Origin of the sequence: Archangium violaceum Cb vi76, from assembly GCF_000733295.1 — a bacterium.
Classification (GTDB): domain Bacteria; phylum Myxococcota; class Myxococcia; order Myxococcales; family Myxococcaceae; genus Archangium; species Archangium violaceum.
Window position 1 is genome coordinate 24,785 of record NZ_JPMI01000222.1, and the last position, 25,268, is coordinate 50,052.

22 protein-coding genes are annotated in these 25,268 nt (G+C 68.3%); 12 read left to right on the forward strand and 10 right to left on the reverse strand.

All coding sequences use genetic code 11. The annotated features are described in order from the left end of the window. Nucleotides 1-174 precede the first annotated feature (174 nt). Nucleotides 175-1,770 carry a serine hydrolase domain-containing protein gene (locus Q664_RS29750; RefSeq protein WP_052518838.1) on the reverse strand — a complete coding sequence of 532 codons (1,596 nt, stop codon included), beginning with the start codon at nt 1,768-1,770 and terminating at the stop codon, nt 175-177. Nucleotides 1,771-2,085: 315 nt separating this feature from the next. On the opposite strand from Q664_RS29750, the gene Q664_RS29755 reads away from it, so the two are divergent. The 3 genes from Q664_RS29755 (at nt 2,086) to Q664_RS60190 (ending at nt 4,355) form a co-directional block, all read left to right on the forward strand. Continuing rightward, nucleotides 2,086-2,913, forward strand: a complete 828-nt coding sequence (locus Q664_RS29755) for an Ig-like domain-containing protein (protein WP_043403392.1) — start codon at nt 2,086-2,088, stop codon at nt 2,911-2,913. A 157-nt stretch (nt 2,914-3,070) separates the two neighbouring features. Then, nucleotides 3,071-3,685, forward strand: a complete 615-nt coding sequence (locus Q664_RS56625) for a Wall-associated protein precursor (protein ID WP_152622407.1) — start codon at nt 3,071-3,073, stop codon at nt 3,683-3,685. Further along, entirely contained in the window at nt 3,666-4,355 is a 690-nt protein-coding gene (locus Q664_RS60190) for a hypothetical protein (protein ID WP_043403393.1), read from the forward strand. Before Q664_RS56625 ends, Q664_RS60190 begins: the two co-directional genes overlap by 20 nt. A gap of 15 nt (nt 4,356-4,370) precedes the next feature. On the opposite strand, the gene Q664_RS29770 is transcribed toward Q664_RS60190, so the two are convergent. The 3 genes from Q664_RS29770 to Q664_RS29780 all read right to left on the reverse strand — a co-directional run bounded on the left by Q664_RS29770 (nt 4,371) and on the right by Q664_RS29780 (nt 7,329). After that, nucleotides 4,371-5,204 carry a carboxypeptidase regulatory-like domain-containing protein gene (locus Q664_RS29770; protein WP_043403395.1) on the reverse strand — a complete coding sequence of 278 codons (834 nt, stop codon included), beginning with the start codon at nt 5,202-5,204 and terminating at the stop codon, nt 4,371-4,373. 335 nt (nt 5,205-5,539) lie between these two features. Continuing rightward, nucleotides 5,540-6,397: a hypothetical protein gene (locus Q664_RS29775; protein WP_043403397.1), complete on the reverse strand. Its 858-nt coding sequence runs from the start codon at nt 6,395-6,397 to the stop codon at nt 5,540-5,542. Further along, entirely contained in the window at nt 6,394-7,329 is a 936-nt protein-coding gene (locus Q664_RS29780; RefSeq protein WP_043403398.1) for an alkaline phosphatase family protein, read from the reverse strand. The genes Q664_RS29775 and Q664_RS29780 overlap by 4 nt, the downstream gene beginning before the upstream one ends. Before the next feature lie 33 nt (nt 7,330-7,362). Here Q664_RS29780 and Q664_RS29785 point away from each other — a divergent pair, with 33 nt between their 5' ends. From Q664_RS29785 to Q664_RS29795, 3 genes are read left to right on the forward strand one after another with little or no spacing between them, the layout of a single operon-like run. After that, entirely contained in the window at nt 7,363-8,445 is a 1,083-nt protein-coding gene (locus Q664_RS29785) for a DUF4388 domain-containing protein (protein ID WP_043403421.1), read from the forward strand. Between the two features lie 4 nt (nt 8,446-8,449). Beyond that, nucleotides 8,450-9,286 (forward strand): SIR2 family protein, encoded by an 837-nt coding sequence (locus Q664_RS29790; RefSeq protein WP_043403399.1) that lies wholly within the window; start codon nt 8,450-8,452, stop codon nt 9,284-9,286. 18 nt (nt 9,287-9,304) lie between these two features. Then, nucleotides 9,305-9,862 carry a non-canonical purine NTP pyrophosphatase gene (locus tag Q664_RS29795; RefSeq protein WP_052518840.1) on the forward strand — a complete coding sequence of 186 codons (558 nt, stop codon included), beginning with the start codon at nt 9,305-9,307 and terminating at the stop codon, nt 9,860-9,862. A 12-nt stretch (nt 9,863-9,874) separates the two neighbouring features. On the opposite strand, the gene Q664_RS29800 is transcribed toward Q664_RS29795, so the two are convergent. The 4 genes from Q664_RS29800 to Q664_RS29815 all read right to left on the reverse strand — a co-directional run bounded on the left by Q664_RS29800 (nt 9,875) and on the right by Q664_RS29815 (nt 14,888). Further along, a complete protein-coding gene (locus Q664_RS29800; RefSeq protein ID WP_043403401.1) occupies nt 9,875-11,050 on the reverse strand; it encodes a GTP-binding protein in 1,176 nt (391 codons plus the stop codon). Continuing rightward, nucleotides 11,047-12,192: an anhydro-N-acetylmuramic acid kinase gene (locus tag Q664_RS29805; protein WP_043403402.1), complete on the reverse strand. Its 1,146-nt coding sequence runs from the start codon at nt 12,190-12,192 to the stop codon at nt 11,047-11,049. Before Q664_RS29805 ends, Q664_RS29800 begins: the two co-directional genes overlap by 4 nt. A gap of 93 nt (nt 12,193-12,285) precedes the next feature. Then, complete coding sequence (locus tag Q664_RS29810; RefSeq protein ID WP_043403403.1) at nt 12,286-13,476, reverse strand: hypothetical protein; 1,191 nt, start codon at nt 13,474-13,476, stop codon at nt 12,286-12,288. Nucleotides 13,477-13,745: 269 nt separating this feature from the next. Beyond that, entirely contained in the window at nt 13,746-14,888 is a 1,143-nt protein-coding gene (locus Q664_RS29815) for a hypothetical protein (RefSeq protein WP_043403404.1), read from the reverse strand. Nucleotides 14,889-15,082: 194 nt separating this feature from the next. Here Q664_RS29815 and Q664_RS29820 point away from each other — a divergent pair, with 194 nt between their 5' ends. From Q664_RS29820 to Q664_RS52840, 3 genes are all read left to right on the forward strand, one after another. Next, a complete protein-coding gene (locus tag Q664_RS29820; RefSeq protein WP_043403405.1) occupies nt 15,083-15,538 on the forward strand; it encodes a MarR family winged helix-turn-helix transcriptional regulator in 456 nt (151 codons plus the stop codon). An 88-nt stretch (nt 15,539-15,626) separates the two neighbouring features. Beyond that, nucleotides 15,627-16,514 (forward strand): pirin family protein, encoded by an 888-nt coding sequence (locus tag Q664_RS29825; protein ID WP_043403406.1) that lies wholly within the window; start codon nt 15,627-15,629, stop codon nt 16,512-16,514. Between the two features lie 117 nt (nt 16,515-16,631). Continuing rightward, nucleotides 16,632-17,378 (forward strand): hypothetical protein, encoded by a 747-nt coding sequence (locus Q664_RS52840; protein ID WP_063934777.1) that lies wholly within the window; start codon nt 16,632-16,634, stop codon nt 17,376-17,378. Between the two features lie 8 nt (nt 17,379-17,386). Here the strand turns inward: Q664_RS52840 and Q664_RS29835 are convergent, their stop codons facing one another. Next, nucleotides 17,387-18,706 carry an amidohydrolase gene (locus Q664_RS29835; RefSeq protein ID WP_043403407.1) on the reverse strand — a complete coding sequence of 440 codons (1,320 nt, stop codon included), beginning with the start codon at nt 18,704-18,706 and terminating at the stop codon, nt 17,387-17,389. Between the two features lie 122 nt (nt 18,707-18,828). After that, the gene (gstA, locus tag Q664_RS29840) at nt 18,829-19,437 is read right to left on the reverse strand and encodes a glutathione transferase GstA (protein ID WP_043403409.1); all 609 of its coding nucleotides are present in this window, start codon (nt 19,435-19,437) and stop codon (nt 18,829-18,831) included. 491 nt (nt 19,438-19,928) lie between these two features. Between gstA and Q664_RS29845 the strand changes: the two genes are divergently transcribed. From Q664_RS29845 to Q664_RS29855, 3 genes are all read left to right on the forward strand, one after another. Next, a complete protein-coding gene (locus tag Q664_RS29845) occupies nt 19,929-21,737 on the forward strand; it encodes a pilus assembly protein (RefSeq protein WP_160174526.1) in 1,809 nt (602 codons plus the stop codon). A 448-nt stretch (nt 21,738-22,185) separates the two neighbouring features. Further along, nucleotides 22,186-23,931, forward strand: a complete 1,746-nt coding sequence (locus Q664_RS29850) for a pilus assembly protein (RefSeq protein WP_152622409.1) — start codon at nt 22,186-22,188, stop codon at nt 23,929-23,931. A 116-nt stretch (nt 23,932-24,047) separates the two neighbouring features. Next, nucleotides 24,048-25,223: a DUF6051 family protein gene (locus Q664_RS29855; protein WP_052518842.1), complete on the forward strand. Its 1,176-nt coding sequence runs from the start codon at nt 24,048-24,050 to the stop codon at nt 25,221-25,223. Nucleotides 25,224-25,268: the final 45 nt, after the last annotated feature.

The window sequence follows — 25,268 nt, forward strand, 5'->3', positions numbered from 1 at the left end:
GCTCCCTCTCCCTCTGGGAGAGGGCGGGGGGTGAGGGTAGTCCCCTGCGCGCCTCTCTGTCGCGATGTCGTACAGAGGGAAGACCCTCACCCTGACCCTCTCCCAGAGGGAGAGGGGACATCCACGCCCCCTACGGACCATGTCCAGGGACTTCGTGGACACTTCACCAGGGGCTCAGTGCCGTGAGGGCTCGATGTTGTTCCCGGTGAACCGGCGCAGGTCCGCGCGCAGAGCTTCGTTGAAGCGGAAGGGCTCGGGGCACTGCCGCGACTCGCAGACGGCCAGGTAGTCGTTGAAGAAGGCGAGCGGGCCCCGGGCGGAATAGCCGCGCAGCCGCTCGGGCCCCCATGCCTCCTCCAGGGTCCGGGCCATGTGCGCGCCCACCCGGACGAAGAGCCAGTCCTCGCGCGGCTCATGCGCGGCGAGGATGCGTTCACGCGCCACGTTCGGAGCCCGCTCGATGGCTGCCCGGTCGAGCAGCCGGGCCACCTGCTCGAAGGCCTCTGGGAGCTCGCCCGTCCCGGGCAGGGTCCCCGGCCCATGCGTGGCCCATTGGTGATAGGCGAGCCCGTAGCCGAAGACCCGGCTTAGCGCCTCGTTCACCACCGCGTCCACCGGGCCCTGGCGGTGCGCGCTCAGCCGCGGCCCCTTGTCCTCGAGCAGCAACTCGATGACGCCGTAGGCGATGCGCTTGAGCGAGGCGGCCTGGCCCTCCACGTTGCTCGCCAGGGCGATGGCCACGTCTTCCCCGGGCAGCAGGAGGAGCAGCGTGGACGTCTCCGGCTGGGCTCCCGAGTGGGCCACCACGTAGTGGCCTCGCAGCGGCCAGGTGGCGAAGCCCATGCCGTAGTCGGTGAGCCGTCCATCCCGGGTGCTCATCGGCGTCTGCATCCACCCCGAGCTGGTGCGCGACAGCAGCCGGTAGTCGAGCAGTGCTCCGCTGAAGCCGAGCAGATCCTCGATGGACGCACGGGTGCCGCCTCCGGCGAAGCGGCCGGACACGTCGATGACCTTGGAGGCCACCCTCTGCCCGTCGCGAATCCGGTAGCCCGCGGCATGGTGCTCGTCGCGCGTGCGGCGATCGTCCAGCGCCGCGTGCACCATGCCGGCGGGGCCGAAGACGTGCTCCTGGAGGTACTCGCCGTAGCTCTGCCCGGACACGGCCTCGATGGCGGCGCCGAGCAGGTTGTAGGCCCAGGTGCTGTAGATGAAGCGGGTACCGGGCTCGGCCTCCAGCTCGTAGCCCGCCACGAGCTCGAGCGCACCAGCGGTGTCCACCCATCCGCTGTCATGGCTGGGGCCGAAGCGGCCGTAGTTCGTCACGCCGCCCAGGTGGCCGAGCAGCTGACGCACCGTCACCGGCCAGCGCTTCTCCGGCCATGCGGGCACCAGCGTGCGGATGTCCGCGTCGAGGTCGATGCGGCCCTGCTCCACGAGTTGCAGCACGGCCACGGCGGTGAATGTTTTCGTGATGGAGGCCAGGCGCCAGGTGGTGCGCGGCGTGGCGGGCAGTCCGCGCGCCACGTCCCTCAGCCCGTAGGTCCCCACCCAGCGCTGGGTGCCCCGCAGCACGCCCACCGCGAGGCCCGCGTGCGGCTCCCGCGAGAGCTCCGCGCGCACGAGCGCATCCAGGGCTCGCCGTACCTCCTCGGGGAAGGGCTGCTCTTCGGCTGGGGCTACGACATAGGGCCGCTCGCACACGGGCATCCCCGGTGGGACGGCCCACGCGGTGAGTCCCACCAGGAAGAACGGAAGCCACAGCCCCTTCACCGTGCGTTCCTCCGGGGCTCGGACCTGGCGTGTGTCTCGGCGGCTCTGATGACGCGATCCATGGTGCTCGATGCTGGCGCGTCCCACCGTATCCGGATTCGGGCTGTCGCGCGCAGGTGTGGAGAAAAAGGGCAACGCGCCGGGTGGGCTGTCCCTTTTCTCCACGGTCTCCGGAAGCCCTCAGAGGGCTGTTGGATATGGAACACGAATTGCTGAGGCGTAACGGGTTTTACCACCCGGTTCCTTGGAACACCAAGTTCCTCGAGTGAATCCGACATCAATCGCTCGCCCGAGGGCGAGTGGGAGGCACATTCAATGAAGAGGTTTCTGAATCCGCTGATGGCCGCATCCGTGGTCGTGCTGGCGTCCGCGTGCGCGAAGGTGGAGCGGATCGAGGTGAAGCCGGCCAAGGTGGAGCTGTCCGAGGCGGGCCAGTCCGTGGCGCTGTCGGCCCAGGGCGTGACGGCGGAGGGCAAGCCGGTGGAGAAGGCGGAGCTGGCATTTGCCTCCACCAACGCGAAGGTCGCCACCGTAGACGCCGCGGGCAAGGTGACGGCGGTGAAGAGCGGCTCGGCGAACATCACCGTCACCTCGGGTGAGGTGAGCGCCTCGGCCCCGGTGGAGGTGGTGATTCCCTCGGCGATCGTCATCCAGGGCGCGCCCTTCACGCTGACGGGCCTGGGCTCGGAGGCGGTGGTGGAGGCCGAGGTGAAGGATGACGCGGACCGTCCGGTGAAGGACGCGAAGCTGGACTACGCCGCCGCGGACGCGAACGTGGTGCAGGTGGAGGGCAACAAGCTGGTGGCCAAGGCGGTGGGCACCGCGAAGGTGACGGTGACGTCCGGCAAGCTGACGCAGGAGTTCGAGGTCACCGTGAAGCTGCCCGAGGTGGACGCGGTGGCGTTCGAGACGGTGCCGGCGACGCTGAAGGTGGGCGAGAGCGCGGCGCTGGCGGTGGTGGCCAAGGGCACGGACGGCGCGGCCATCAAGGGCGTGTCCTTCACGTTCACCACCAGCGACGAGAAGATCGCCACGGTGGACGCCACCGGGAATGTGACGGCGGTGAAGGCCGGCGCGGTCACCATCAAGGCCGAGGGTGGCAGCAAGGCCACCGAGACGAAGCTGACCATCAAGAAGAAGTAGTCCCGCGGTACCGGGCTCCGGGTGCGGTTCCGCCTGGAGCCCGTGGCATGCTCGGGCTGTGTCCATCCGGAGGAGGGCCTCGTCTCGGGTCCACTCCGTTTCGAGGGAGCAGCCCATGGTTGGTGCAAGAGAGACGGGTCGCGTTTTCGTTCTGTGCGTGCTGGCCGTGCTCGCGAGTGTCACGGCGGGCTGTTCCGTGGGGGCACACTCCACCGCGAGCAGTCCGGCCGCCGCGAGCAGCCCCGTCTACCTGGCCCAGGTCACCTGCTGGAACACGATGAGTTGCTGCATCCAGAGATGGCCTCTGAGTGCGGCGGAACACTGTGGGGCCAGCGCGGCGGAGATCGCCGAGGTGCTCAATGGCGCCAGGGTGCTCCATGAGATGGCCAAGACGGAGGGGGAGTCGCTCGAAGGGAAAGAAGAGGCGCAGGCGCAATCGGACGCGGAAGTCACTGAAGATTCAGGCGAGCCTCCCCAATGCACGGGCCAGAATCACCACATCATCTCCCGGCCTATTTCCAAAGAACTGGAGGAACACAAAACGCTTCGGGGACTCTACAAGCCTCGGGATGAGCGCTTCGTGACCAGGGCCAAGGACGAGGAGTCACACTGCGGTTATCAGCAATGGCACCGCGACGTGGACAAGGAGGTCATCGAATGGCTCAAGGACTTCTCCTCGGCAACGCGGAAGGAGTTCGAGAGTTTCCTGCGAGAGATCTACAGTCGCCCGGAGATGCTCAAGAGGTTCCCCAATGGCTTCCCAGGTAGATGAGCCCCCGCGCTTCTTCGTGCTCCAGGATGACGTGTGGGGGCCCCATGACACCCAGGGCAGCAAGGTTGAGCCCATCAACAGGGGAGACGCCCCTCATTGCCCACGGTGTGGTGGCGCCATCGGCATGTTGACATGGCTGCCGCCCTACCGCGTCGAGTTGGAACTGTATGGCCAGGGTTGGGGCGACTTCATCAACGGGCCTGGGTATAACGTCCTCATCTCCGAGCGCTTCGCGGAGGCGTTCCGGGCGGAAGGCTTGACGGGCTTGCTCGGGTTCCACCCAGTCGACGTGGTACGGGTGAAGAGGAAGCGCAAGGGTTTCAAGCCCGGTGCCGTGCCCCGTTACTTCACCGTCACCGTCTGCTTCAGTCGTGCCGCCGTGGATGATGGCCGCAGCCGCGTGCGCCGCCTCGTGCCCGTGTCTTGTCCGGAGTGTCTCACGCCTGGCAGGGATTCCATCCACGGCTTCACCCTGGAGCCGGGCACCTGGCAGGGCGAGGACGTCTTCCGTCCCCGGGGTCTCCAGGGCCGTATCCTCGTCTCCGAGCGCTTCGCCGGGTTCGTCAAGCGCCATGGGCTGACGAACATGAAGCTGACCCCCACCCAGGAGTTCACCTGGGACCCACGGCGGCTGGGCCCGCCCGATGCTCCCCCGGCGGGTCCCACCTGACGCGAACCCGTGCCGCTACTTCGCGGCCACGAACTCGAAGGAGGCCGTGGCCTCCTTGCCCTCCTGCACCGTCACCTGGGCCGTCTTCGTCCCGAGCGTCTCGTGCCACGCCTCGAGCGTGTACGTCCCCGGGGGCAGGCCCTGGATGGAGAAGGCGCCGTCCTCGGCGGTGGTGGCGAAGTACGGATGGGGGCTCAGCACCACGAACGCCGTCATCCACGGGTGGATGTCGCACTTGAGGCGGATGACGTCCGCTTCCTTCGGAGGCAGGGCCTCCTTCGTCTTCAGGGGCGGCTGCGTCACGTTGAAGAGCTGCTTGCCCCCGGACACGCCCCGCACGTTGTGCAGCGTGCTGTCGCTGTTCATCAGCACCAGCGGCTGGTTGATGACGGCGCCCTGCACGCGCGGTTTGTACATGCACCGGTTCTGGTCCACCACGACCATGGTGCTCGGCGGCGTCGTGGGCTGGCCGGGCACGTTGCCCTGCACGCGCACCAGCACATTGGCCAGCTTGCCGTCCGTCACGAGCACGGGCTGGTCCACCAGCTCCATGCCGTCGCAGTTGGGATCCGTCCCCGGGGTGATGGGGTTGGGGGCGGGGGGCTTGCCCTTGAAGGTGACGAGCCCGCGCACGGTGCCGCCGCCCTGGGGGGCCTGGGCGGCCTCCTCCTGGGGCTCCTGGGGCAGGGGAGTGTCGGCGGGCAGGGGCGCGGCCTTGATGGTGGGGGCGGCAGGAGCCGGAGCCTGGGCGGCGGAGGGAGCCGGAGCGGCCTCGTCCTTCTTGCAGGCCGTCAGGGCGGAGAGTCCCACCGCACCGAGTACCGTCAGGCCCAGCGTACGCAGCTTCATCGTGCAATCTCCTCGCACTCCCAGTCCGAGGGGGGACGCGGACCGGGGTGGGGAATGTCCACGGCTGTCGTAACAGAAAAGCGGGCCGGTGGGCCAATGGGGTGGGGGGACACCCTCAGGAGGTGGCAGGTAGGCCCGCGAGGAGGCGGGCGCCAACGCACCGCGCCTTCACCGGGGGAGCGGGGAGGTGCGCCGGGCGCGGGTGTTGGATCTCCGCAGGCGCTCGACATTCGATTCCATCCGAATGGCATCCGGTCCGGACTGAATGTCATCCGGTGGGAATCAGATGACATTCGGATGTTCCTGAACGACGAAACCGCTCGATTCGAAACCGCTCAATTCGAGGGCGTGGGGGCCCGGGGCTGCACCCGTCCGCCGCTGAACCCGCGCCAGCGGACATACCGGGTGAAGTCGCGTACGAAGGCATCCGGCGACAGCCCGATGGCGCTCTCGAAGGCCTGGGGGAACTCCTTGCCGCCCTTCATCTCGCGCAGCAGACCGCGCACCGACTCCTCGCCGTAGCGCTTCACCAGGAACGCGAAGGTGTGGTGGGCCACCCCGTAGATGAAGTTCGAATCGTCCCGGTACAAATCCCCGGGATTGTTCACCGGATCGCTCGTGGGCGAGCGCTCGTAATGCCGGGCGATCTCCTCCAGCGACACCCACCGGTACGCCTGCTCCGCCGTGAACGAGGCCATGCCCTCGCGGAACCACAGGGGAATCTGCTTGCGCGACCAGTTACGCCGCTCCGATGCCTGCTGGTACATCACGCTGTGGGTGAGCTCGTGCAGGAGCAGCTCGTTGATCTGCGGCTGGGTGGCTCCGGCCGGGGCCCAGGAGGCGGGGGCCTGGACGAACACGTCGTCATAGCGGCTCCAGGCGCGCAGCCAGCTATAGCCGTGCTGCCGGACGGCGGCCTCCAGTGACGCGTGGTCGGGCATGACCTTGATGGTGACGGGCTCGCGCAGCGCGCCCCAGCGCTCCAGCCTGGGCAGGGCCTCGGTGACCGCCTGCCGGATGCGGGCGGCGTCCCGCGCGTCCTCGTGGTCGTAGTCGATGCGGAACTCGCCGACGGAGGTTTCCAGGGGGAGCGACGCCTCGAGTGCCGCTCCGGGGGCCGAGAACCGGCTGGAGGCGCAGCCCGACAGCAGCACCAGCACTCCCAACGCCACGATGCGCATCTCCGTCCTCATTCCACGTCCAGCCAGTGCAGCACCGTGCGGCCCACGTCCGCCACGGTGGCCAGGGACTCCAGTCCGGGAGCTGGCGGTCCGAAGTAGAGCACGGGGACGGCGTTGAGGGTGTGGGAACGTGTAGTCAAATCCTCCACGTTCCCATGGTCGCTGCACACCAGGACCCGGGCGTCGGGGGGGCGGGTGGAGATGACGGCCCGGGCGAAGGCGTCGAAGGTGTCCAGGGCCTCGCGGGCGGCGGCGAAGTCCTGGGCGTGTCCGGCCTCGTCGGCCAGGTAGTGCTCGAAGAAGGTGAAGTCCGCCTCCCCAGCCACCCGCCAGAAGACGGCGGCGGCCTCGGCCGGGGTGCGCTGGGGGGCGGACAGGCTCCGGGCCTGGGCCCGCTCGCCGGTGATGTCATGGGTGAGGCCCTGGCCGGCCCGGGCGTCCTCCAGGGTGCGCAGGGGGACGTCCGCGGCGGCGAAGGCCAGGGTGCTGGCGGAGGCCTTCAGGCGTCGCAGGGCGGCCGGGGGGAGGGTGAACTCGGGGGGGCTGGAGGAGGGGCGCCGGGTGAGCTTCAGCGCGTCCAGATAGGCCACGGGGTAGCTATTGGCGAAGGTGGCGCTGCGCCCCGCGCCCACCAGCCGTTTGACGATGGAGTGGCGCGCCAGCAGCTCGCGCAGGGGGGCGTCCGGGTAGCCCAGGACGTGCCGGCCGATGAGGACGGGGGCGGGCTGGCCGGTGAGGATGGCCGTCTGGTTGGAGGCGGACTGTGGCCGCCCGGCCACGCCAAAGGTGGGGTCCACCGGAAAACACTGCCCCCCCTCGGGAAGCGCGCGGGGGGGTTCTTCCCGGAAGTGGGAGAGGAGATAGTCGCGGTTGGCGAGTGGATTCGCCTCCGGCTCGTTTCGTCCGATGCCGACCCCATCGATGAACAGGACCACGACGCGCATTGCGTGGGACTGTATCCTGGCTTCAAGACACCCATGGCTCTCCACGGCGACTTCTCCAGCTTCCCCCTTCCCGAATTGCTCCAGTGGTTGGACGGCTCCCGCAAGACGGGCACGCTCCAGCTCCTCACCTGGGAGGGCGGCGAGCGCAAACTGTTCCTGCTCTCCGGCCAGGTGCTCTCGGTGGCCCATGAGGGGCTGTGGGGGCGCGTGGCCCGGGTCCTCTCGCTGGCGAAGCTGGCGGATGGCGCGGAGGTGCTGGCGGCCTTCAACGCGGTTCCTCCGGGCACGGAGGACGTGGAGCCGTTCTTCCGCAAGCACAATGTGGAGCTGAAGCTGGTGCGCGAGCTGGTGCGCGAGGAGATGCTCGGCTCCATGGTGGACCAGACGCGCGGGGGCCACGGTGCCTTCCACTGGTCGGAGGACCTGGACCGCACGGGCGAGGAGTGGGGCCCCTGCGAGATGAGCCTCCGGGAGCTGCTCTTCGAGTCGCTGCGCTGGGTGGATGAGCAGCCGGATGTGGACCGGGTGCTGCCGGGAGACGCGTTGACGGTGCGCTCGCGCGTGCAGCCCACCCCCCGCCAGCCGTTGATGCACCGCATCCTGCTGACGATGTGCGCGGGCGGGCAGAACCTGGGGCGGCTGCGGCTGTCGCTGGGCCTGTCTCGCTCGGCCACCACGCGCCGGGTGTTCGAGCTGCTGCGGGCCAAGCAGGTGGAGGTGGAGGGGGCACCGGAGGTGGTGGTGGATCCGGTGACGGACATGCTGGAGAAGGGCGCGGTGCTCATCCGCGAGGGCCAGTACGACGCGGCGGAGCTGGTGTGCTCGTCCCTGCTGTCGAGCGACCCGACGGACCGGCGGGTGCGCGAGTTCGCCCGCATGGTGCAGAGCGAGCACGTGGCGTCGCTCTACGCGAAGCTGCCGCCGCTGTCGGTGCCGGTGCTGCGGCCGGATCCGGAGACGCAGACGCTGCTCAATCAGGAGGAGCGGCAGGTGTCGGCGCTCGTCAACGGTTCCTGGGACGTGTCCACCCTGGTGCTGGCCAGCTCCGCGCGCGAGCTGGAGACGCTGAAGACGCTGGCCAAGCTGATGCGGATGGGCCTGTTGCAGATGCGCTGAGACGATGACCACCCTGACCCTCTCCGAGGCGGCCCCCCTGTTGAAGAAGGAGTTCCGGGAAGGGCGGCTCATTCCCTTCCTGGGTGCTGGTTTCTCCAAGCCGTTGAAGCTGCCGGATGGGAGCCAGCTCATCGCCTCCCTGGCGAAGACCCTGGGCTTCGAGCCCGAGCTGTTCGACATGCACGGCCGCTTCGAGCAGCTCGCCGAGTTCTTCGAGCTCTCCGGGCCGACCCGCTTCAAGGAGCTGGTCTACACGATGACGCGGGGCTTCGACTCCGCCGAGGCCGAGGCGCTCCGCAAGACGTCCCCCATGCACCTCGCCCTCGCGGCGCTCCCGTGGCGGACCATCTACACCACCAACTACGACAGGCACGTCGAGGGGGCGTTCGAGGACGCGGGCAAACAGGTGTCGGTGCTGGCCTCCTTCGCGGACTTCCAGGGGCCTCGCGTGCGGGACGTGTGTGAGGTCGTCAAGTTCCACGGCACGCTGACCCAGCCGGAAACCATCGTCCTCACCGAGAGCTCCTACTTCCGGCGGATGGCGCTGGAGGCCCCGCCGGACCAGCGGCTGCGCGCGGACCTGCTCTCCAACAGCTTCCTGTTCATCGGCTACAGCTTCAGCGACACCAACATCCGCTACATCTGGTACCGGATGAACCAGCTCCGCGAGCAGAGCCAGATGGGGGTGAAGCACTCCCAGGCCCGGCGGTGCTTCTTCGCCACGCACGGGGCCGGGCTCGTGCAGCCGGACATCCTCGAGCAGTGGAACATCGACGTCATCCAGCTCGATCCCACCGACAAGTCCGCCAGCGTCGCGAAACTCCTCGAGAGCATCGCCTGAGTCCGGAGCCTGCCCACCATGGCGCCTACCTGGTTCTACAACACCACCAACCCCGAGAAGCTGCGCGAGTTCCAGCACGTCTTCGGGAGCCCGGCACGGATCGGCCACCTCGAGGCGAAGATCACGGAGATCCTCGACAAGGATCTCGAGACGGTCATCCGGGCCAAGGCGATCGCGGCCTACCGGGCCGTCCGCGTGCCCGTCATCGTCGAGCACGGAGCGCTCTGCATCGATGCCCTCAACGGGCTGCCCGGTGCGCTCGTCAAACCGTTCTGGGAGTCCCTGGACAACCGGCTCTGTGAAGTGGTCCCCGCGGGCCATCGGACGGCCAGGGCCCGCGGTGCCTTGTGTTACTGCGACGGCCGCGAGCGCCACGTCCTCATCGAGGAGACCGAGGGGGAGATCGCCACCAGCGCACGCGGGACGGGCGGCTTCCACTGGGATCCGATCTTCATCCCCAAGGGACAGCCCTCGGGGACGGCGCGGACGTTCGCGGAGATGAGCCTCGACGAGAAGCTGAGCTTCTCTCCCCTGGGCAGGCTCCACACGCGGCTGCGCAAGGAGCTCGGGCTGTAGGCCCGGGGACCGTTACTCCGCCGCGGGAGCGGGCAGTCCCGCGGCGTGCAGCCGGGAGAAGATCTGCATCAGCACGTAGAGCGCGAACGCCGCGTCATCCACGCGGTTGCTCGAGCGTGCCGCCAGTGTCTGCAGCCGGAGCAGATCCGCTCCGTCCACGCGGAGCAGGTGGGCCTGGGCGCCCATCGTCCCCTCGCCGGCGAACGCGAGCCCGCGCCGCGTGGCATCGATGCAGGCCTGGATGCACGTCCCATAATCCCCGGAGGAGAAGGCCCCCTCGGCGGCGCGCGCGTGGTCGAACAGATCCGAGGGCGCCAGGGCGCTCGCGGGTCCGAGCGGCCGCTGTCCGGTGAGGGCGGGAGGCGCGACGGCCGGTGCCACCTGGACCTGCACCTGGGGCTGTGGCGGGGCGATGGCCGGCATGCTGCGCGAGGGGCGCGCCACCATGGGGGCGGAGGCCGTCGCGGCGGCCGGGGCCGTGCCGCTGGCGGTGCGGCCCGCGAGGTGCTGGCTGAGCTGGGCCTCCAGTCCGCCTCCACTGCTGGCCTTGGGGGAGCCCATGGAGGAAACCGCCGGGGTCGCGGCGCGGGGCGGGGGGACGATGCGCTTGATGCGCAGATCCTGGATGACCAGCCGGGTGATGGCCTTGAGGGCGTCGAGCACGCCGCGGCCGCTGAGGGCCTCGGTCTCGAAGTCGGGGACGTTGCGCGGGTTGAGCGCGGCGCGCAGCTCGGCCACGGGCAGGGCCTTGGGGATGTCGCGCTTGTTCCACTGGATCACCAGCGGGAAGCGCTCCAACCGGACGCCCTGCTCGATCAGGTTCTCCTCCAGGTTGGCCAGCGACTCGCGGTTGGCGTCCATCATCTCCGGCTGCGAGTCCGCCACGAACACCACGCCATCGGCGCCCTGGAGCACCAGCTTGCGCGTGGCGTTGTAGAAGACCTGGCCGGGCACCGTGTACAGCGCGAGCCGCACCGTGCAGTCATTCACCCGCTCGACCTTCACGGGCAGGAAGTCGAAGAAGAGCGTCCGGTCTCCCTCGGTGGCGATGGACATCATCTCGCCACGATGCGCGGGGCGCACCGTTTCGTAGATCTTCCGCAGGCTCGTCGTCTTTCCGGACAGGCCCGGTCCATAGAAGACGATCTTCACGGCCACTTCGCGGGCCACCAGGTTCACGCTGCTCACGGTGTGAGCTTACCTAGAACGACTCGACGCTTCGCGCCAGTTGCCGATGGCACATTCGCGGGGGTCCCCGAGAGGTGCTCGTTCGCCAGGAGGGCGAAGCACACGGCCTCCTTGGCGCCCTCGGGCAGCCCGAGCACGTCCAGGGGGCGGACGGGCAGGGGGGCCAGCCGCGCCGTGAGCCGCTCCATCAGCACCGGGTTCCGGGTGCCGCCGCCGGAGACGTACACCGCCTCCAGGGCGAAGCGCGGCATCAGCCACCGCTCGTAGGCCCGGGCGGTGGCCTCCACCGTGAACGCCACCGCCGTGGCCATCAAGTCATGGGGCCGCGAGGCTCCATGGCGCTCCCACAGCCGCTCCACCAGGGCGTCGCCGAAGCCCTCGCGGCCGGCGCTGCGGGGCGGGGGGAGGGCCAGGAAGGGGTGCGCGAGCAGCTCCGCGAGCAGCTCGGGAATGACCCGGCCCTGGCGCGAGAGGCTCCCGTCCAGGTCGCACTGGAGCTGGCCGCCGGAGATGCGCCGGGCCAGCCCGTCCATCACCATGTTGCCCGGCCCGGTGTCGAAGGCGATGGTGTCCTCGATCCGCTCGCTCACCACGCTCACGTTGCCGATGCCGCCGATGTTCTGCAGCGCCCGCGCCACCCCCGGCTTCCGGAACAGGGCCCAGTCCAGGTAGGGCACCAGCGGCGCCCCCTGGCCCCCGGCGGCCACGTCCCGGGTACGGAAATCACTCACCACGGGCAGGCCGGTGCGCTCGGCGATGACGGCGGGCTCCCCCAACTGGAGCGTGGAGGGGGTCTCGGAGAGGCTCGCCGGGAGGTGGGCCACCGTCTGGCCGTGCGAGCCGATGACGTCCACGTCCCTGGGGCGCAGACCCGCCCGGGCGATGACCTCCAGGGCGGCCGCGGCGAAGTGTTCACCCAGGGCGAAGTTGAGCTCGCAGAGCGAGCGGGCGTCGTTGGCGGCGAGGACGCGCCGGGTGAACTCGGGGGTGAAGGGCCGGGAGACGTGGGCCACGAGGGAGATGCGCACCTCGGGGCCGGTGCCCTCGACGCGGCACAGCACGGCCTCCACGGCATCCACGCTGGTGCCAGACAGCAGGCCGACGCACAGACGCGAGTTGGGAGGAGGCGGTCGCGAGTCCATGCCCGCAAGTGTAAGCCCCGGGCTCCACATCCGCCGCCCCGGCGGTGGCGGAGTGTCAGCCCGGAGGCTTGGGAACCATCCTCCGGGCTCCGTCTACGTGCTCCGGAGGGGCTCTCCGGACAAGAGGGGGACGGGTGGAGGGGTGCCCGGGTCCGGCGTCTTCGGGGGAGGAGGCGCCGGGACGGGGGTGCCCGGAGAGGGCTCGGCCCTGTCCGCCGTGATGAAGAGCTTGTTCATCACCCGGTCCATGATGGGACTGAGGAGGCGCTCGGCGGAGAAGCCCACCGCGATGAGCAGGATGGCGTAGGTGCACACCAGGGCCTCGTTGTTGCCCAGGACGATGCGCAGCGCGGGTTGGAGCTGGGCCGTGTCCCGCAGGGCACCGAGCACACCTGGCGAGGGCGGAACGGTCTCGATGCTGAAGAAGAGCTGGGAGACGGCCAGCAGGTAGAAGAGGAACGCGGCGACGGCGCCGATGGAGGGTTTGACGAACAGGTAGTAGACGAACTGCCTCCAGAAGGGGCCTCGCATGACGAGCACCGGCCGCTCCGAGAGCATGTTGGCCGTGATGGCGCCCCCCGCTCCGAGCAGGACGAGCGACAGCGTGCTCATCGTGGTTGCCTTCCAGGGCAGCTCGATGGGGTTGCGGAGGATGAGCCCGGCGAACTGCGCGGGCAGTTGCGTCAGCAGCGTCAGGACGAACATCAGCACGAGCAGGGTCCCGCTCAGGCTGCGGATCAACATGGTGAGGTCGAGCTGCAGGTAGTGCTTGTCCGAGTGTCGGAGCACCTGGCGCAGCGCGCTGCGAAGGATCTGCCGGGCGTGGCGCAGCCTCAGCTCCTCCTCGGGTTTCAGGCCCTCCACCTGCTGGGAGAGCGCCACGACGCTCCGGACCGCGGCGCACAGCGGACCCGACTTCTCATCGTGCCCCAGCCAGGTCGCGCGGGCGACGGGCTCGTGGATGTTGCGCCGGAAGTTCTCCTCCACCGAGAGGGCCTCGGTGGCGAGCATGTCGAGCGGGAGGAGGAGCATCAGATCCGCGGCGACGCCGTGGACGAGCTCCCAGAACTGACAGTTGTCCAGCGGGAGGCGGGGCCTCCAGCGCCGTGCCTCGAGCCCGGCCTCCGCCTGCTTCAGACGCTCGTGCAGGTTCTTGATGATGTTCGCGGCGTGGGGGACGCGCGGTTCCTCCTGTTGCTCCTCCAGGAAGCGCAGGGTGGACTCCAGGCTGCGCAGCTTCGCCCAGCGCCTGCCGGTGTGGTGCCGCGGCCGGTTGGATTCCATGGCATGGCCTCCTCCAGGGGAAGGATGGAGGCCACGCGGGAGTGTGACGCCGCATCCCGGTCCAGGGAGCGGGGAAGGGCGGACGCTCGGCGCGCATGGCCGTCCCGTCTCCCCGGACGAGGGGAGGGCATGTCTCCCCGCCAGGCGGGTACCGTGCTCCACCCATTCGGGACGGACCTCTCCCGTTCACGGATGCACATCGCTCGCGGCGAGCGCCAGCCGTGTCGTCCCCGGGGGAGGGGCTTCCGTTGACGAGCGGGTGTCCCGGGTCAGCCAGGGGCTGTCAGGCGCCCGCGTTCCAGGTGCCAGGGTCCTGGTGGCGCTGGAGCGGGCTCACGCGCTCTCGAAACGCCGGAGAGGGCGCCACCGGGCCGCTCCTGCTCCTGTCTCCAGCGTCGGAGGCCGGGACACCGTGGGGACTCGTCCACCTGCGGAACGCGGGCGCACTCCTCCCCTGAAGGGGGATCCGCGGTGGAGTCTCCGGCACCTGGAGACAGAAGGGACGGTGCTGGACGGTCGGGTGGGCGCGAGCCCTGGATTGCTCCGGAGATGGGAGGTGTATCGGGAGCCCCACCCGGTGGGACGGGCCGGCTCCAGGGCCTTCGCCTCAAGGACCCGAGGGTCTCCGCCGGCCGGAAGGTGGCGATGCGCGCGCGGGTCTCACCCGTCGGGCGGACGAGGACGGCGGGCGCGAGCCCCGGTATGTGCTGCGCGAGCGGGGTGGGAAGGGAAGGGGGCTCCTCGCGGAGCCGGGGGACGTGGGTGGCGAGCACTCCGCCACGGGCACCTTGTCTGGCCACCATGTGTCTGGCCACCATGACGATGCGCCGGCCCCGGATGCTGGGCTCGCTCGAGGGGGCGTGTGGGAGGGCCGCCATCCGCGGGGCCTGCTCCGGCTCGCGATGTCCACAGCCGCTCAGCTCGTTGCCCGACAGCGTGGCGGTGCCCCAGCTCACGAGGATGCAGTCCTCCGCGGTGGCGCTCACCGAGGTGTTCCTCACCGCCGCGCTCATGCTCAGCGCGATGCCCTGGTGCGCTTGGGTGATGACGGCGCCGTGGATCTCCGTGCCCCGGCCGCCGCGCACCCGGATGCCGTACCAGGAGCCGCTGCCACCGCGCGAGGTGAGCGCGACGGGATTCGCCTCGGTGCCGCGCACCACCAGCGCCCCATCGATGATCAACTCCACGCGCTGGGGATCCACACCGGACTTCAGTGCGTCGCTGGCGGCGGCGATGACCTGGACGCCGGGCTCGATGGTGAGCTTCGTGCCCCAGGCCACGGTGACATCACCTTGCAGCACATAGGGGCTGCCATGCCTCGTCCAGACGGTGGACGTGGAGAGGGTTCCCCGCACGTCCGTGGCGGACGCCAGGGCGGGAAGCAGAAGGAGCAGAAGCAGTACGGCGCGCATCACGGAGCCGATGCTAGTGCGCTCTCCGTCGAGTCATGGAGCGCCGTCCAGGGGGCGGGCGGGCGGACTGGCGCAAGCCCGGGATTTCGGATGGGATGGGAGCGCGCGCTTGCGTACGGCCCGGAACGGGATTAGTTCCAATGCGAACCTTTTCGTTCGCGACCTTCACGGTCCGAACCATTCGGGCTCGAACGATGCCGGCTCGCTACAAGGGGAGCGCACGGGAAGTGCGGGCGCTCGACACATTCGTGAAGCTGACGCGGGCCACGGAGACGCTCGGGGCTCGGCTCCAGCGGCACCTGGCCAGCCTGGAGATCACCCCGCCGCAGCTCGCGGTGCTGGAGGCCCTGCTGCACGTGGGGCCGATGAGCCAGAGCGAGCTGGGCCGCAAGCTGCTGCGCAGCAACCCCAACATGACGGCGCTGCTGGACAACCTCGAGCGCAGCAAGTGGATTCAACGGGAGCGCAGCCCGGAGGATCGCCGGGTGGTGGTGGTGAGCCTCACCCCCGAGGGCCGGCGCGTCATCGAGCGGGTGTTTCCCGCGCATGCCGCCCACGTCACGGCGCTGATGGGGGCCCTGTCCGCCGAGGAGCAGGAGACGCTCGGCGAGCTCTGCAAGAAGCTCGGCCTCTCGCTCTCCGAGGGCTGAACCTTCCGGGGGCCCCGCAACGAAGTTCCCGCTCGCGCATTTACTTCCAGTACGAACCATTAGGGTTCGAAGTAAAAGGGAGACAGTCATGAGTGAATCCGGCAAGAGCACGCGTTCCGTCCAGCAGGTGGTGGACGCCGTCCGTACCCTGGAGGGCGAGGGCTTCGTGGTGCGCCGTCCGTTCCCCATCCCGGGCTTCATGCAGTTCGATCCGTTCCTGCTGCTGGACGAGATGGGCCCGGTGGAGTTGCCGCCAGGCGAGGCGAAGGGGGCGCCGGATCATCCCCACCGGGGCTTCGAGACGGTCAGCTACATCCTGGAGGGCCGGCACGAGCACGCGGACTCGGCGGGCCATGCGGGCGAGCTGGGGCCTGGGGACGTGCAGTGGATGACGGCGGGGGCGGGGGTGGTGCACTCGGAGATGCCGGCGCGCGAGTTCGCGCGGACGGGGGGCCGCATGCACGGCTTCCAGGTATGGGTGAACCTGCCCCGGCGCGACAAGATGATGCCGCCGCGCTACCAGGAGCTGCCGTCCGCGCGCATCCCGGTGGCCTCGACGCCGGATGGCCGGGTGAAGGTGAAGGTGATTGCTGGCGAGTCGCTCGGTGTGCGGGCGGTCATCGACACGCGGACGCCCATTCAGTACCTGCACTTCACGCTCGAGCCGGGAGGCCGCATCGAGCAGCCGGTGCCGAGGGACCACAACGCCTTCGCCTACGTGTTCGGGGGTGAGGGCAGGTTCGGGCCGGAGGGGACGCGGGTGGTGGACGGGCAGGCGGTGCTGTTCACCCACGACGCGGACACGGTGGTGATGGAGAACACGGGGAACGAGCCCCTGCAGCTCCTGCTGCTGTCGGGAGTGCCCCTGAAGGAGCCGATGGTGCGCTACGGGCCGTTCGTGATGAACACGAAGTCGGAGATCCTCCAGGCGTTCGAGGACTACCAGAGCGGCAGGATGGGTCGTATCCATCGCTGACCGGGCTTCGACGGGTTGCTCCAACACGGTTCTCGAAATGGATGGATATTCACGCAAAACTAGAATATCGTAATATTCATTCAATCCATTCAAGGTCTACTTTTGGAGGAATCCGTGATGTCGCGTGCTCCTGCTCGTGCACCGCTGTGTCTGTGGCTCTCCGGGTTGTTGCTGACCGCCTGTGGTGCGCCCTCGGAAGTGGAACTGGCTCCCGCCGGTGAGCCGCTGGGCACCGCGGAGTCGGCCCTGTGCTCCGGCTCGAGCGTGACCCAACTCTCCATCGGCGGCATCAGCTCGTACGGTGGAGAGATCGCCGGCAGCGGAAGCTGGAGCGTGTCTTCCGGCGCCAACGCGGTGCGCCTGAATTACTACGTCAATGGCGTCTTGCGGTCCGTCGAGGATCGCACTGGGGCTTCCGGTACCTGGTTCTTCAGTAGCGCCGGGCATGCCTGCGGCACGCACTCCTTCGAGGTCAGGGCCTACCCGATGGTCATCGATAGCAACGGCAACCGCACCGTCTGCGTGGAGAGCCCCCGCTCCGCCTCGCAGTCCGTGGTGCAGACCTGTGCCACGGCGTCACTCTCCTGCTCGCGGCCCTCCTCGACCATCAACTGCACGGGCAGCGGCACCGGCGGTGCCGCGCCCTACCGGTACAGCTGGAACATCCTCTACTCCAGCGACCTGGGGAACTGGAGCAGCGGCTGGTTCGACGGAGGCACGACCTTGTCGGAGAACTGCCCCCGTGGCTTCTACACGGACGCCTACTACTGGAATGCGCAGGTGCAGTTCCGGATCATCGACGCCACGGGCGTGAGCAGCAACGTCGTGACGGCGTTGAACTACCTCTGCGTGCAGCCCAACTGAGCGCGGCCCTACGGCTTGCCCAGCAGCTCCAGGGCGGCGGTGGTCAGCGAGGTGACGCCGGTGCGGAGGGTCCGCTCCCGGTCCGGATGGAAGAGGGGCGAGTGCAGCGAGGGGAGTGTCTCGCCCGCTGCCTTCGCCTCCGCGTGCCGCTTGGGCTCGACGGTGCCCAGCCAGAGCATGACGGCGGGGACTCCGGCGAGGCCGTACTCGGAGAAGTCCTCGCCGCCCATGACGGGCGTGGCCTCGCGGAGGTTCTCCTTGCCGAGCACCCGGGTGATGGCGCCCACCAGCCGCTTCGTCAGCTCCGGATCGTTGTAGGTGGCGGGAGTGCCCTCGGTCACGGAGACGTCGGGCTTGCGGGGCGCGTTGGCCGCGGCGGCCTCGGCGTTGGCCACGCGCTCGATGCCGGCGAGGAGCTGCTTGCGGACCTCGGGCTTGTAGGAGCGCACGGTGAGCTGGAGCTTCACCTCGTCCGGGATGATGTTGTGCTTGGTGCCGCCGTGGATGGAGCCCACCGTCACCACCGCGGGCTCGAGCGGGTGCTTCTCCCGGCTGACGAGCGTCTGCAGTGACAGGATGGTACGGGCCGCGAGCACGATGGGGTCCACGGTGGTGTGCGGGTAGGCGCCGTGCCCGCCCTTGCCGTGGAGGGTGATGTCCACGGAGTCCACGTTGGCCAGGGCGTAGCCGGCCACGTACTCGATGGTGCCCGCGGCGGCGCTGGCACTGTTGTGGAGGGCCACGGCGAAGTCCGGCTTGGGGAAGCGCTTGTAGAGGCCATCTTTGAGCATCCCTCGCGCGCCGCTGCCCCGCTCCTCGGCGGGCTGGCCCACCATGACGAGGGTGCCGCGCCACCGGTCCTTCGCGCGCGCCAGCAGGGTGGCGGTGCCCACCCAGGCCGTCATGTGGACGTCATGCCCGCAGGCGTGCATCACCGGAACGCTCTGGCCGGTGTCATCCTTGGCCATCGCCTTGCTGGCGTAGGGCAGCCCCGTCTTCTCCTCCACCGGGAGGGCATCCATGTCGGTGCGCAGCAGCACCGTGGGGCCCTTGCCGTTGCGCAGCACGGCCACCACACCATGGCCGCCCACCTTCGGCGTCACCTCGAAGCCCAGCGCGCGCAGGCGCTCGGCGAGCTTCGCCGCGGTCTTCTCCTCCTGGTGGGAGAGCTCCGGGTTCTGGTGCAGATCCCTGTAGAGGGCATCGAGCTGGGGGTAGAGCGCGTCGAGGCCCTCGAGGGCGGGGGAGGGCGCCTTCGCGGCGAGCGCGGGGGCGGCGGGCCAGACAATCGCGGCGAGGACGAGGGCGAGGAGGGGGAGGGATTTCACCGTGCGGTCTCCGGTCCGGGACAGGGGCGCCGACTACAGCACGGCCGCGCCGTCACTGCCCATTCCTCTCGCGCACGGGGTGCCCGGGCCCTCCACGGTCCGGGCACCAGGACTTCGGGGGACTACTTCAGCAGCCCCTCGGCCTTGAGGGCCGCCTGCACGGCGGGACGGCCGGCCACGCGCTCGTGGTAGGCCTTGAGCACCGGCCACTGGCCCAGGTCGATCTTCACGAACGCCGTCCAGCCCAGCACGGTGAAGAGGTAGGCGTCGGCCACGGTGAACTGCTCGCCCGTGAGGTAGGGGCCCTTCTCCAGGTAGGTGTTCAGGTAGTTGAAGCGCTTGAAGAGGTTCTCGGTGACGATCTTCTTCGCGTCCTCGGGATAGGTGGGGTTGAAGAGGGGGCTGAAGCCCTTGTGCAGCTCGGTGCTGATGAAGTTGAGCAGCTCCTGGAGGCGGTAGCGCTCCATGGTGCCGTTGGCCGGGGCGAGCTTGCTCTGGGGCGCCTTGTCGGCGAGGTACTGAACGATGGCCGGGCCCTCGGTGAGGATGCCGCCGTCATCGAGCTGAAGGGTCGGGACGTAGCCCTTGGGGTTGATGGTGGTGAAGTCCTGGCCGGACTCCGTCTTCTTGCTGCGCAGGTCCACCTTCTCGATGTCGAAGGTCAGGCCCGCCTCGCGCAGGACGATGTGCGGCGACAGCGAACAGGCACCCGGGGAGTAGTAGAGCTTCATTCGTGGGACTCCTTGAAGTTTCTCCTTGGCAGGCGGCGGCAATGTGCACGGGTGCCCGGGCCCGCGCCATGAAATCCACCCGTACCCGGAGTCACACCGGAAGGACCGGGAATAGGAAGGCTCCCCTTGACTGGGCGAACGGGGCTGTTCCACCGCGGTGACCTCTACGTCATCCAGAGAATCACGTACGAGGTTCCCGGGTGTTTCCTCCGGACTCCGCAAACCTTGCGCACCGCAACTCTTGCGCACCGCAATCCCTGCGCACCGCAATCGCTGCATGGCCTTGCATGATGAATCTTTCGCTCTCACGGCACCTTTGTTTCGGTGACGGATGGAGAGGGGAATTCGATGTCAGGGTTTGATTTGGGCATGTACAAGTGCTTGCTCATTACGGTATCAAGATTGGCGCCTCGGACCGGCCATGGCCGTGTGAGGCGTTGCAGCATTCCTTCCCAGGAGCCCGTGACATGCACAGTGATTGTGGGAGAGGTGTGTTTTTTCCGAGGAGGCTGCTCGGCCAGCGGCTGGGATTGACCGTGGGGGTGGTGGCGGCCGGGGTCTCGGGGCTGTTGTCTCTGCCGGTCCAGGCGCAGGATGTGCCCGCCAATGTCGTCTTCCTGGTGGACAACAGCGAGGCCATGCAGGACTACCCGCAGTACCTGCCCGAGGTCTTCACGCCCGGCTACTACCCCACGCCCACGAATCCCGCCCGGGGTGACCTCGGAGGAGAAGGCTCCGCGGGGCTCGCCATCAACACGGGCTGCTCGGATCCGGCGCTCGTGTCCGCGATGAGCTGGTTCGACCAGAACAGCACGGATCCGGCGAAGAATGGTTCCATCGTCTATGACTCCGACAGCGACCTGCAGTCGCCGTTCTTCGACCCGAACCGGTTCTACTTCTCGCGTGGCCGGCGCCTCGCCTGGAACGTGAAGGAGGGCCCGTGGACCATCAACGGCAGCGACTTCGAGGGCCCCCTGAACAGCATGGGGGACACGCTGACGGCCTGCTACGCCGGCGTGGGCTGGGACACGACGGACTACCCGTACGGGGCGGGGGGTAGCCTCTCGTCCCTCATCAACGAGTGCATGACATGTCTGGCGACCAAGGGCTGGTGGCGCGGTCCGATCGTGACCTCGAACACCAGTCCAAGCCAGGCGGGCCCCTGGCAAGAAATTGGCCAGCCGCCGCCTCCTCCCGAGGCGTTCCGCAAGTGGATCCTCAGGGGCCGTGTGCTCAACGTGCGGCCGCCCAAGTTCGTGGTGGCGCGCAAGGTGCTCAAGGATGTCATCCGGATGGCGCCTGGTGTGCGAATGGGCGTGGCCACCTTCGGTGAGGACCATGGTTGGTTCGACCCTGCCTTGCTGATCGAGCCGCTGCGTCCGAGCTGCGACGATTCCATCCCGGCGATCAACGAGACGCAGCTCAATCGGCCCCGGCTGACGCAGGTCGTGAACCGGGTGGATTTCCGCAACAACGAGCGCTCCACCGGTGAAGCCCTGTTCAGTCTGGGTGGCTACTTCTCCTCTCAGAGGACAGACAATCAGTGGGCGAACTGGTTCACGCAGCCTCTCAACCCGGGCTGGGGCTGGCCGGGTGCCTGGAATGGTGGCACCTACGATGACCCTTACACGGGCATGTCCGGCGCTTCCTGGGGCATGGCCAGCAACGAGTGGCTCAAGCCGCCCGCTACGGATCCCGTCACTGGCAGATACCTGTCGGGCCAGCCCTGGGAGGAAGGGACCCCGGGAGGCCGGCGCTCCGTCTGCGCGGAGACCCAGCGCAATGCCGTCATCGTGGTGACCGACGGAACGCCTCGCTCCGACAACACGGTGCCCATCACCGAGATGATGGACATCCTCGAGGCCAATGGAGCCACGCACCACGATGGTTCGCCGCTCACGTTCGACCCGGCCAACCCCGAGACGAACACCCACGTGGGAGGGGTGAACTACTGCGACCGTTTCGTGAAGCGCGACGAGTACCCTCTGGTCGAGTACTTCACGAAGCAGGACTGCGATTACACCGACTACAACTGGCCCACGGGTCTGGCGGTGACGAACAAGAACTTCATGGATGACGTGGCCTTCTTCCTGTCGCACACGGATCTGCGGGGTGACATGGCGGGGTCCCAGACGGTTCGCACGCATGTCATCGGCTACGGTGACAGCAGCCCCATGCTCCAGAGCATCGCCCTGGCGGGCCGGGGGAATTTCTACCGGTCGAGAAATGCCACCGAGCTCCGGGAGGCCCTCCTCCAGGCACTCAACGTCATCCGCCCGCTCGCGGGCTCCACGCCCTGACGCCGTGTTGATGGGATGAGCCGAGGCCAGGGCAGGGGGCCGTGCGGACCCTGTCCTGGCCTTCGTCCTTCCCAGCGGTGGTCATGCTGAGAAATACGTACGGAGTGCGCGGGGACTCCATCGGGAATCCTCAAGTCTTGCACACCGGGGAAGCCGCACACCGAAAACCTTGCATGCCGCACTCCCTGCATGGTTTGTCATGATGAGGCTTTCGCTGCCACGGCACCTTTGTTTCCGGGCTGGACGGTGACGGAGGTGGGAGGGCAGAGGTTTTTGGGGCATATACAAGTGCTTGCCCATTGCGGTATCAAGATTGGCGCTTCGAGACCGGCCGTAGCCGTGTGAGGCGATGAAGCACCCAACCCCAGGAGCCCATGACATGCACAGTGATTTGGGGAGACGTGTAGGTATTTCCAGGCGTTCGCCCGGCCATCGGCTGGGATTGACCGTGGGAGCGGTGGCGGCCGGGGCCTCGGGGCTGTTGTCCCTGCCGGTCCAGGCGCAGGATGTGCCACCGGGTGTGGTCTTCCTGATGGACAACAGCGAGGCCATGCAGAACTACCCGCAATCCCTGCCCGAGGTCTTCACTCCGGGCTGGTACGCGGCCAACAAGGTGCCCGCAGTGCCCGTGACCCCCAAGGGAGATCAAGGGAGCGAGGGCTCGGCCGGTCTCGCCATGGACACGGGCTGCGAGGACCCGGCGCTCGTCGCCGCGATGAGCTGGTTCGACAAGAACAGCGTGGATCCAGCGAAGAATGGCTCCATCCCCTATGACTCCGACAGCGATCTGAAGTCGCCGTTCTTCGACCCGAACAAGTTCTACTTCTCGCGCGGCCGGCGCCTCGCCTGGAACGTGAAGGAGGGTTGGTTCACGATCAACGGCAACAACTTCGCGGGCCCCCTCTACAGCTACGGGGACATCCTGTCGGTCTGCTACGCGAGTGTGGGCTGGGACCTGACGGATTACCCCTATGGCTCCGTCGACTCGCCCCTCATGACCGAGTGCCGGGCGTGTCTGGCGAGTAAGGGCTGGTGGCGCGGTCCGATCGTGACCCCCACGACCCAGGCGACGAATCCGAGCGGAGCCGGTCCCCTCAAGGAACTGGACGAGCCGCCGCTTCCGCCCGAAGCGTTCCGTAAGTGGGTCCTCAGCGGCCGTGTGCTCAATGTGCGTCCGCCCAGGTTCGTGGTGGCGCGCAAGGCACTCAAGGACGTCATCAGCTCGGTGACCAACGTGCGCATGGGCGTGGCCACCTTCGGCGAGGATCACGGCTGGTTCGATCCGCCAGCGATGCTCGAGAAGCTCCGTCCAACGTGTGACCAGTCCTACCCCACCTTCAATGATGAGGCGCTGAACCGGTCCAGGCTGAGGCATGCCGTCAACGAGGTGAAGTTCAACAACAACGAGCGCTCCATCGGCGAGGCCCTCTTCGGGCTGGGCGGCTACTTCTCCTCTCAGGTGGCGGACAACCGGTGGGGGTACTGGTTCCAGCAGCCCGTCAATCCTGGTGACTTCGGTTGGCCGGGCTGCTGCAATGGTGGCACCTACGATAACCCGTACACCGGTCAGCCGGGGTACTTCTGGGGCGTGGCCGCGCAGGAGTGGCTCAAGCCTCCGTATGCCGATCCGTATACCGACAAGGTCCTGCCGGGTCAGCCCTGGGAGGGCACCGGATATGACAAATCTGTTTGCAACGCCTCACAGAGCAACAACATCATCGTGGTGAGCGCAGGAGCGCCCCGGTCCGACAACTCGGTGCCCATCACCAAGATGATGGACATTCTCAAGGCCAATGGCGCCAGGCACCCGGATGGCTCGTTGCTCACGTTCAACCCGATCGATCCTGAGTTGAATCCCAACGTGGGGGGCGTGAACTACTGCCACCTGTTTGGCACCACCAAGGAAGCGTGTGATTACGCCGACTACAACTGGCCGATCGGCCATGGGGTGGGCAACAAGAACTTCATGGATGACGTGGCGTTCTTCCTGTCGCACACGGATCTGCGAAGCGACATGCCCAACAGCCAGACGGTGCGGACGTTCGTGGTCGGCTACGGGGACAGCAGCCCCATGCTCCAGAGCATTGCGCTGGCGGGACGGGGCAGCTTCTTCCGCGCGGACCGGCCGGACACGTTGCGAGAGGCCCTCCTGTTCGCCGTGGGCCAGAGCGCGAACCTCTGCTCCGCGCCGTAACGCCACCTCCGCGGGATGAGCCTGGGGCAGGGTAGGGGTTCGCGCCCCTGTCCTGCCCCGCGTCCTCGTGACACCATGGGGCGCGGAAGGGCGGTCCTCCACCGGGAGGGGGTTGCATGAGCTACATCGGGACGTACCGCAGGCTCGCCGAGGCCTTTCAGGACGGGCGCGGTGCCGGAATCATGGACACCGGGCTCGTCCTGCATCAGCGCCGGTTCCGCTCCGCGCGAGAGCCGTCCGGCGGGAGTCCCCCGTTGTTGCCGGTGCCAGAGGCCGCGCTCGAGCCGGAGTCCCACAAGGGTTTGCTCGACCGGGACGAGGGCGTCGAGGAAAACCTCGACTTCCCTTACCGCGTCCTCGCGCCGCCTGGTTCCGAGCGGCACTCCCGGGGCGTGCTCCTCCTCCACGGTCTCAACGAGCGCCGCTGGGAGAAGTACCTGCCGTGGGCCAAGGCCCTCGTCGAGGGGCTCGGCGTCCCCGTCATCCTCTTCCCCGTCGCCTTCCACATGGACAGGTCCCCGGCCCTCTGGTCGGACCCTCGCTCCATGCGGCAGCTCAGCCGCGAGCGCATGCGCCGCATGCCGGAGCTCGCGGCCTCCAGCTTCGCCAACGCCGCCTTGAGCACCCGCATCCACGCCCGCCCTGAGCGCTTCGTCTGGTCCGGTGTCCGGACCTTGAGGGATCTCTCGCTCCTGTCGGAGAGCGTCCACCGGGGAGAGGAGGCGTTGCTGGCTCCTGGCGCCCGGCTGGATGTCTTCGCGTACTCCATCGGCGCGTTCCTGGCCGAGCTCCTCTTCATGGCCGATGAGGGCGGGCGGTTCGCCGACTCCCGGCTCGTGAACTTCTGCGGGGGCTGCATGCTGTCGCAGACGTCTCCCCTGGCCCGGGAGATCCTCGACAGCGCCGCCGCTCGGGCGCTGCATGTGTTTCTCGATCAGCTCGATTCGCACAAACAGAGCCGGCCCGAGCTGGGCCGGCTCCTCTCCGAGGATGCCGTGGGCCGGGCTTTCGAGCTCATGGTGCGGGATGATCGGCTCCACGCCGCTCGTGAGGCCGCACTCCAGCGGATTGGCTCTCGGATCCGGGCCATTCCGCTGCGCAAGGACAGTGTGATGCCCGCCAATGCCGTGGCTGGGACGTTGTCAGGCTCCGGTGCTCGCGTGGAGATACTGGACATGGCCTATGCGTACGACCACGCGAACCCGTTTCCCCTGCAGGGCGCCGACGAGGCGGAGGTCGAGCGCGGGTTCACCGCCGTGTTCGATCGCGCGGTCGAGTGGTTGCGCGGGTAGGCACAGGGGGGCTCTCGGGGGTGAACCCGCGGCCCGGATACNCNC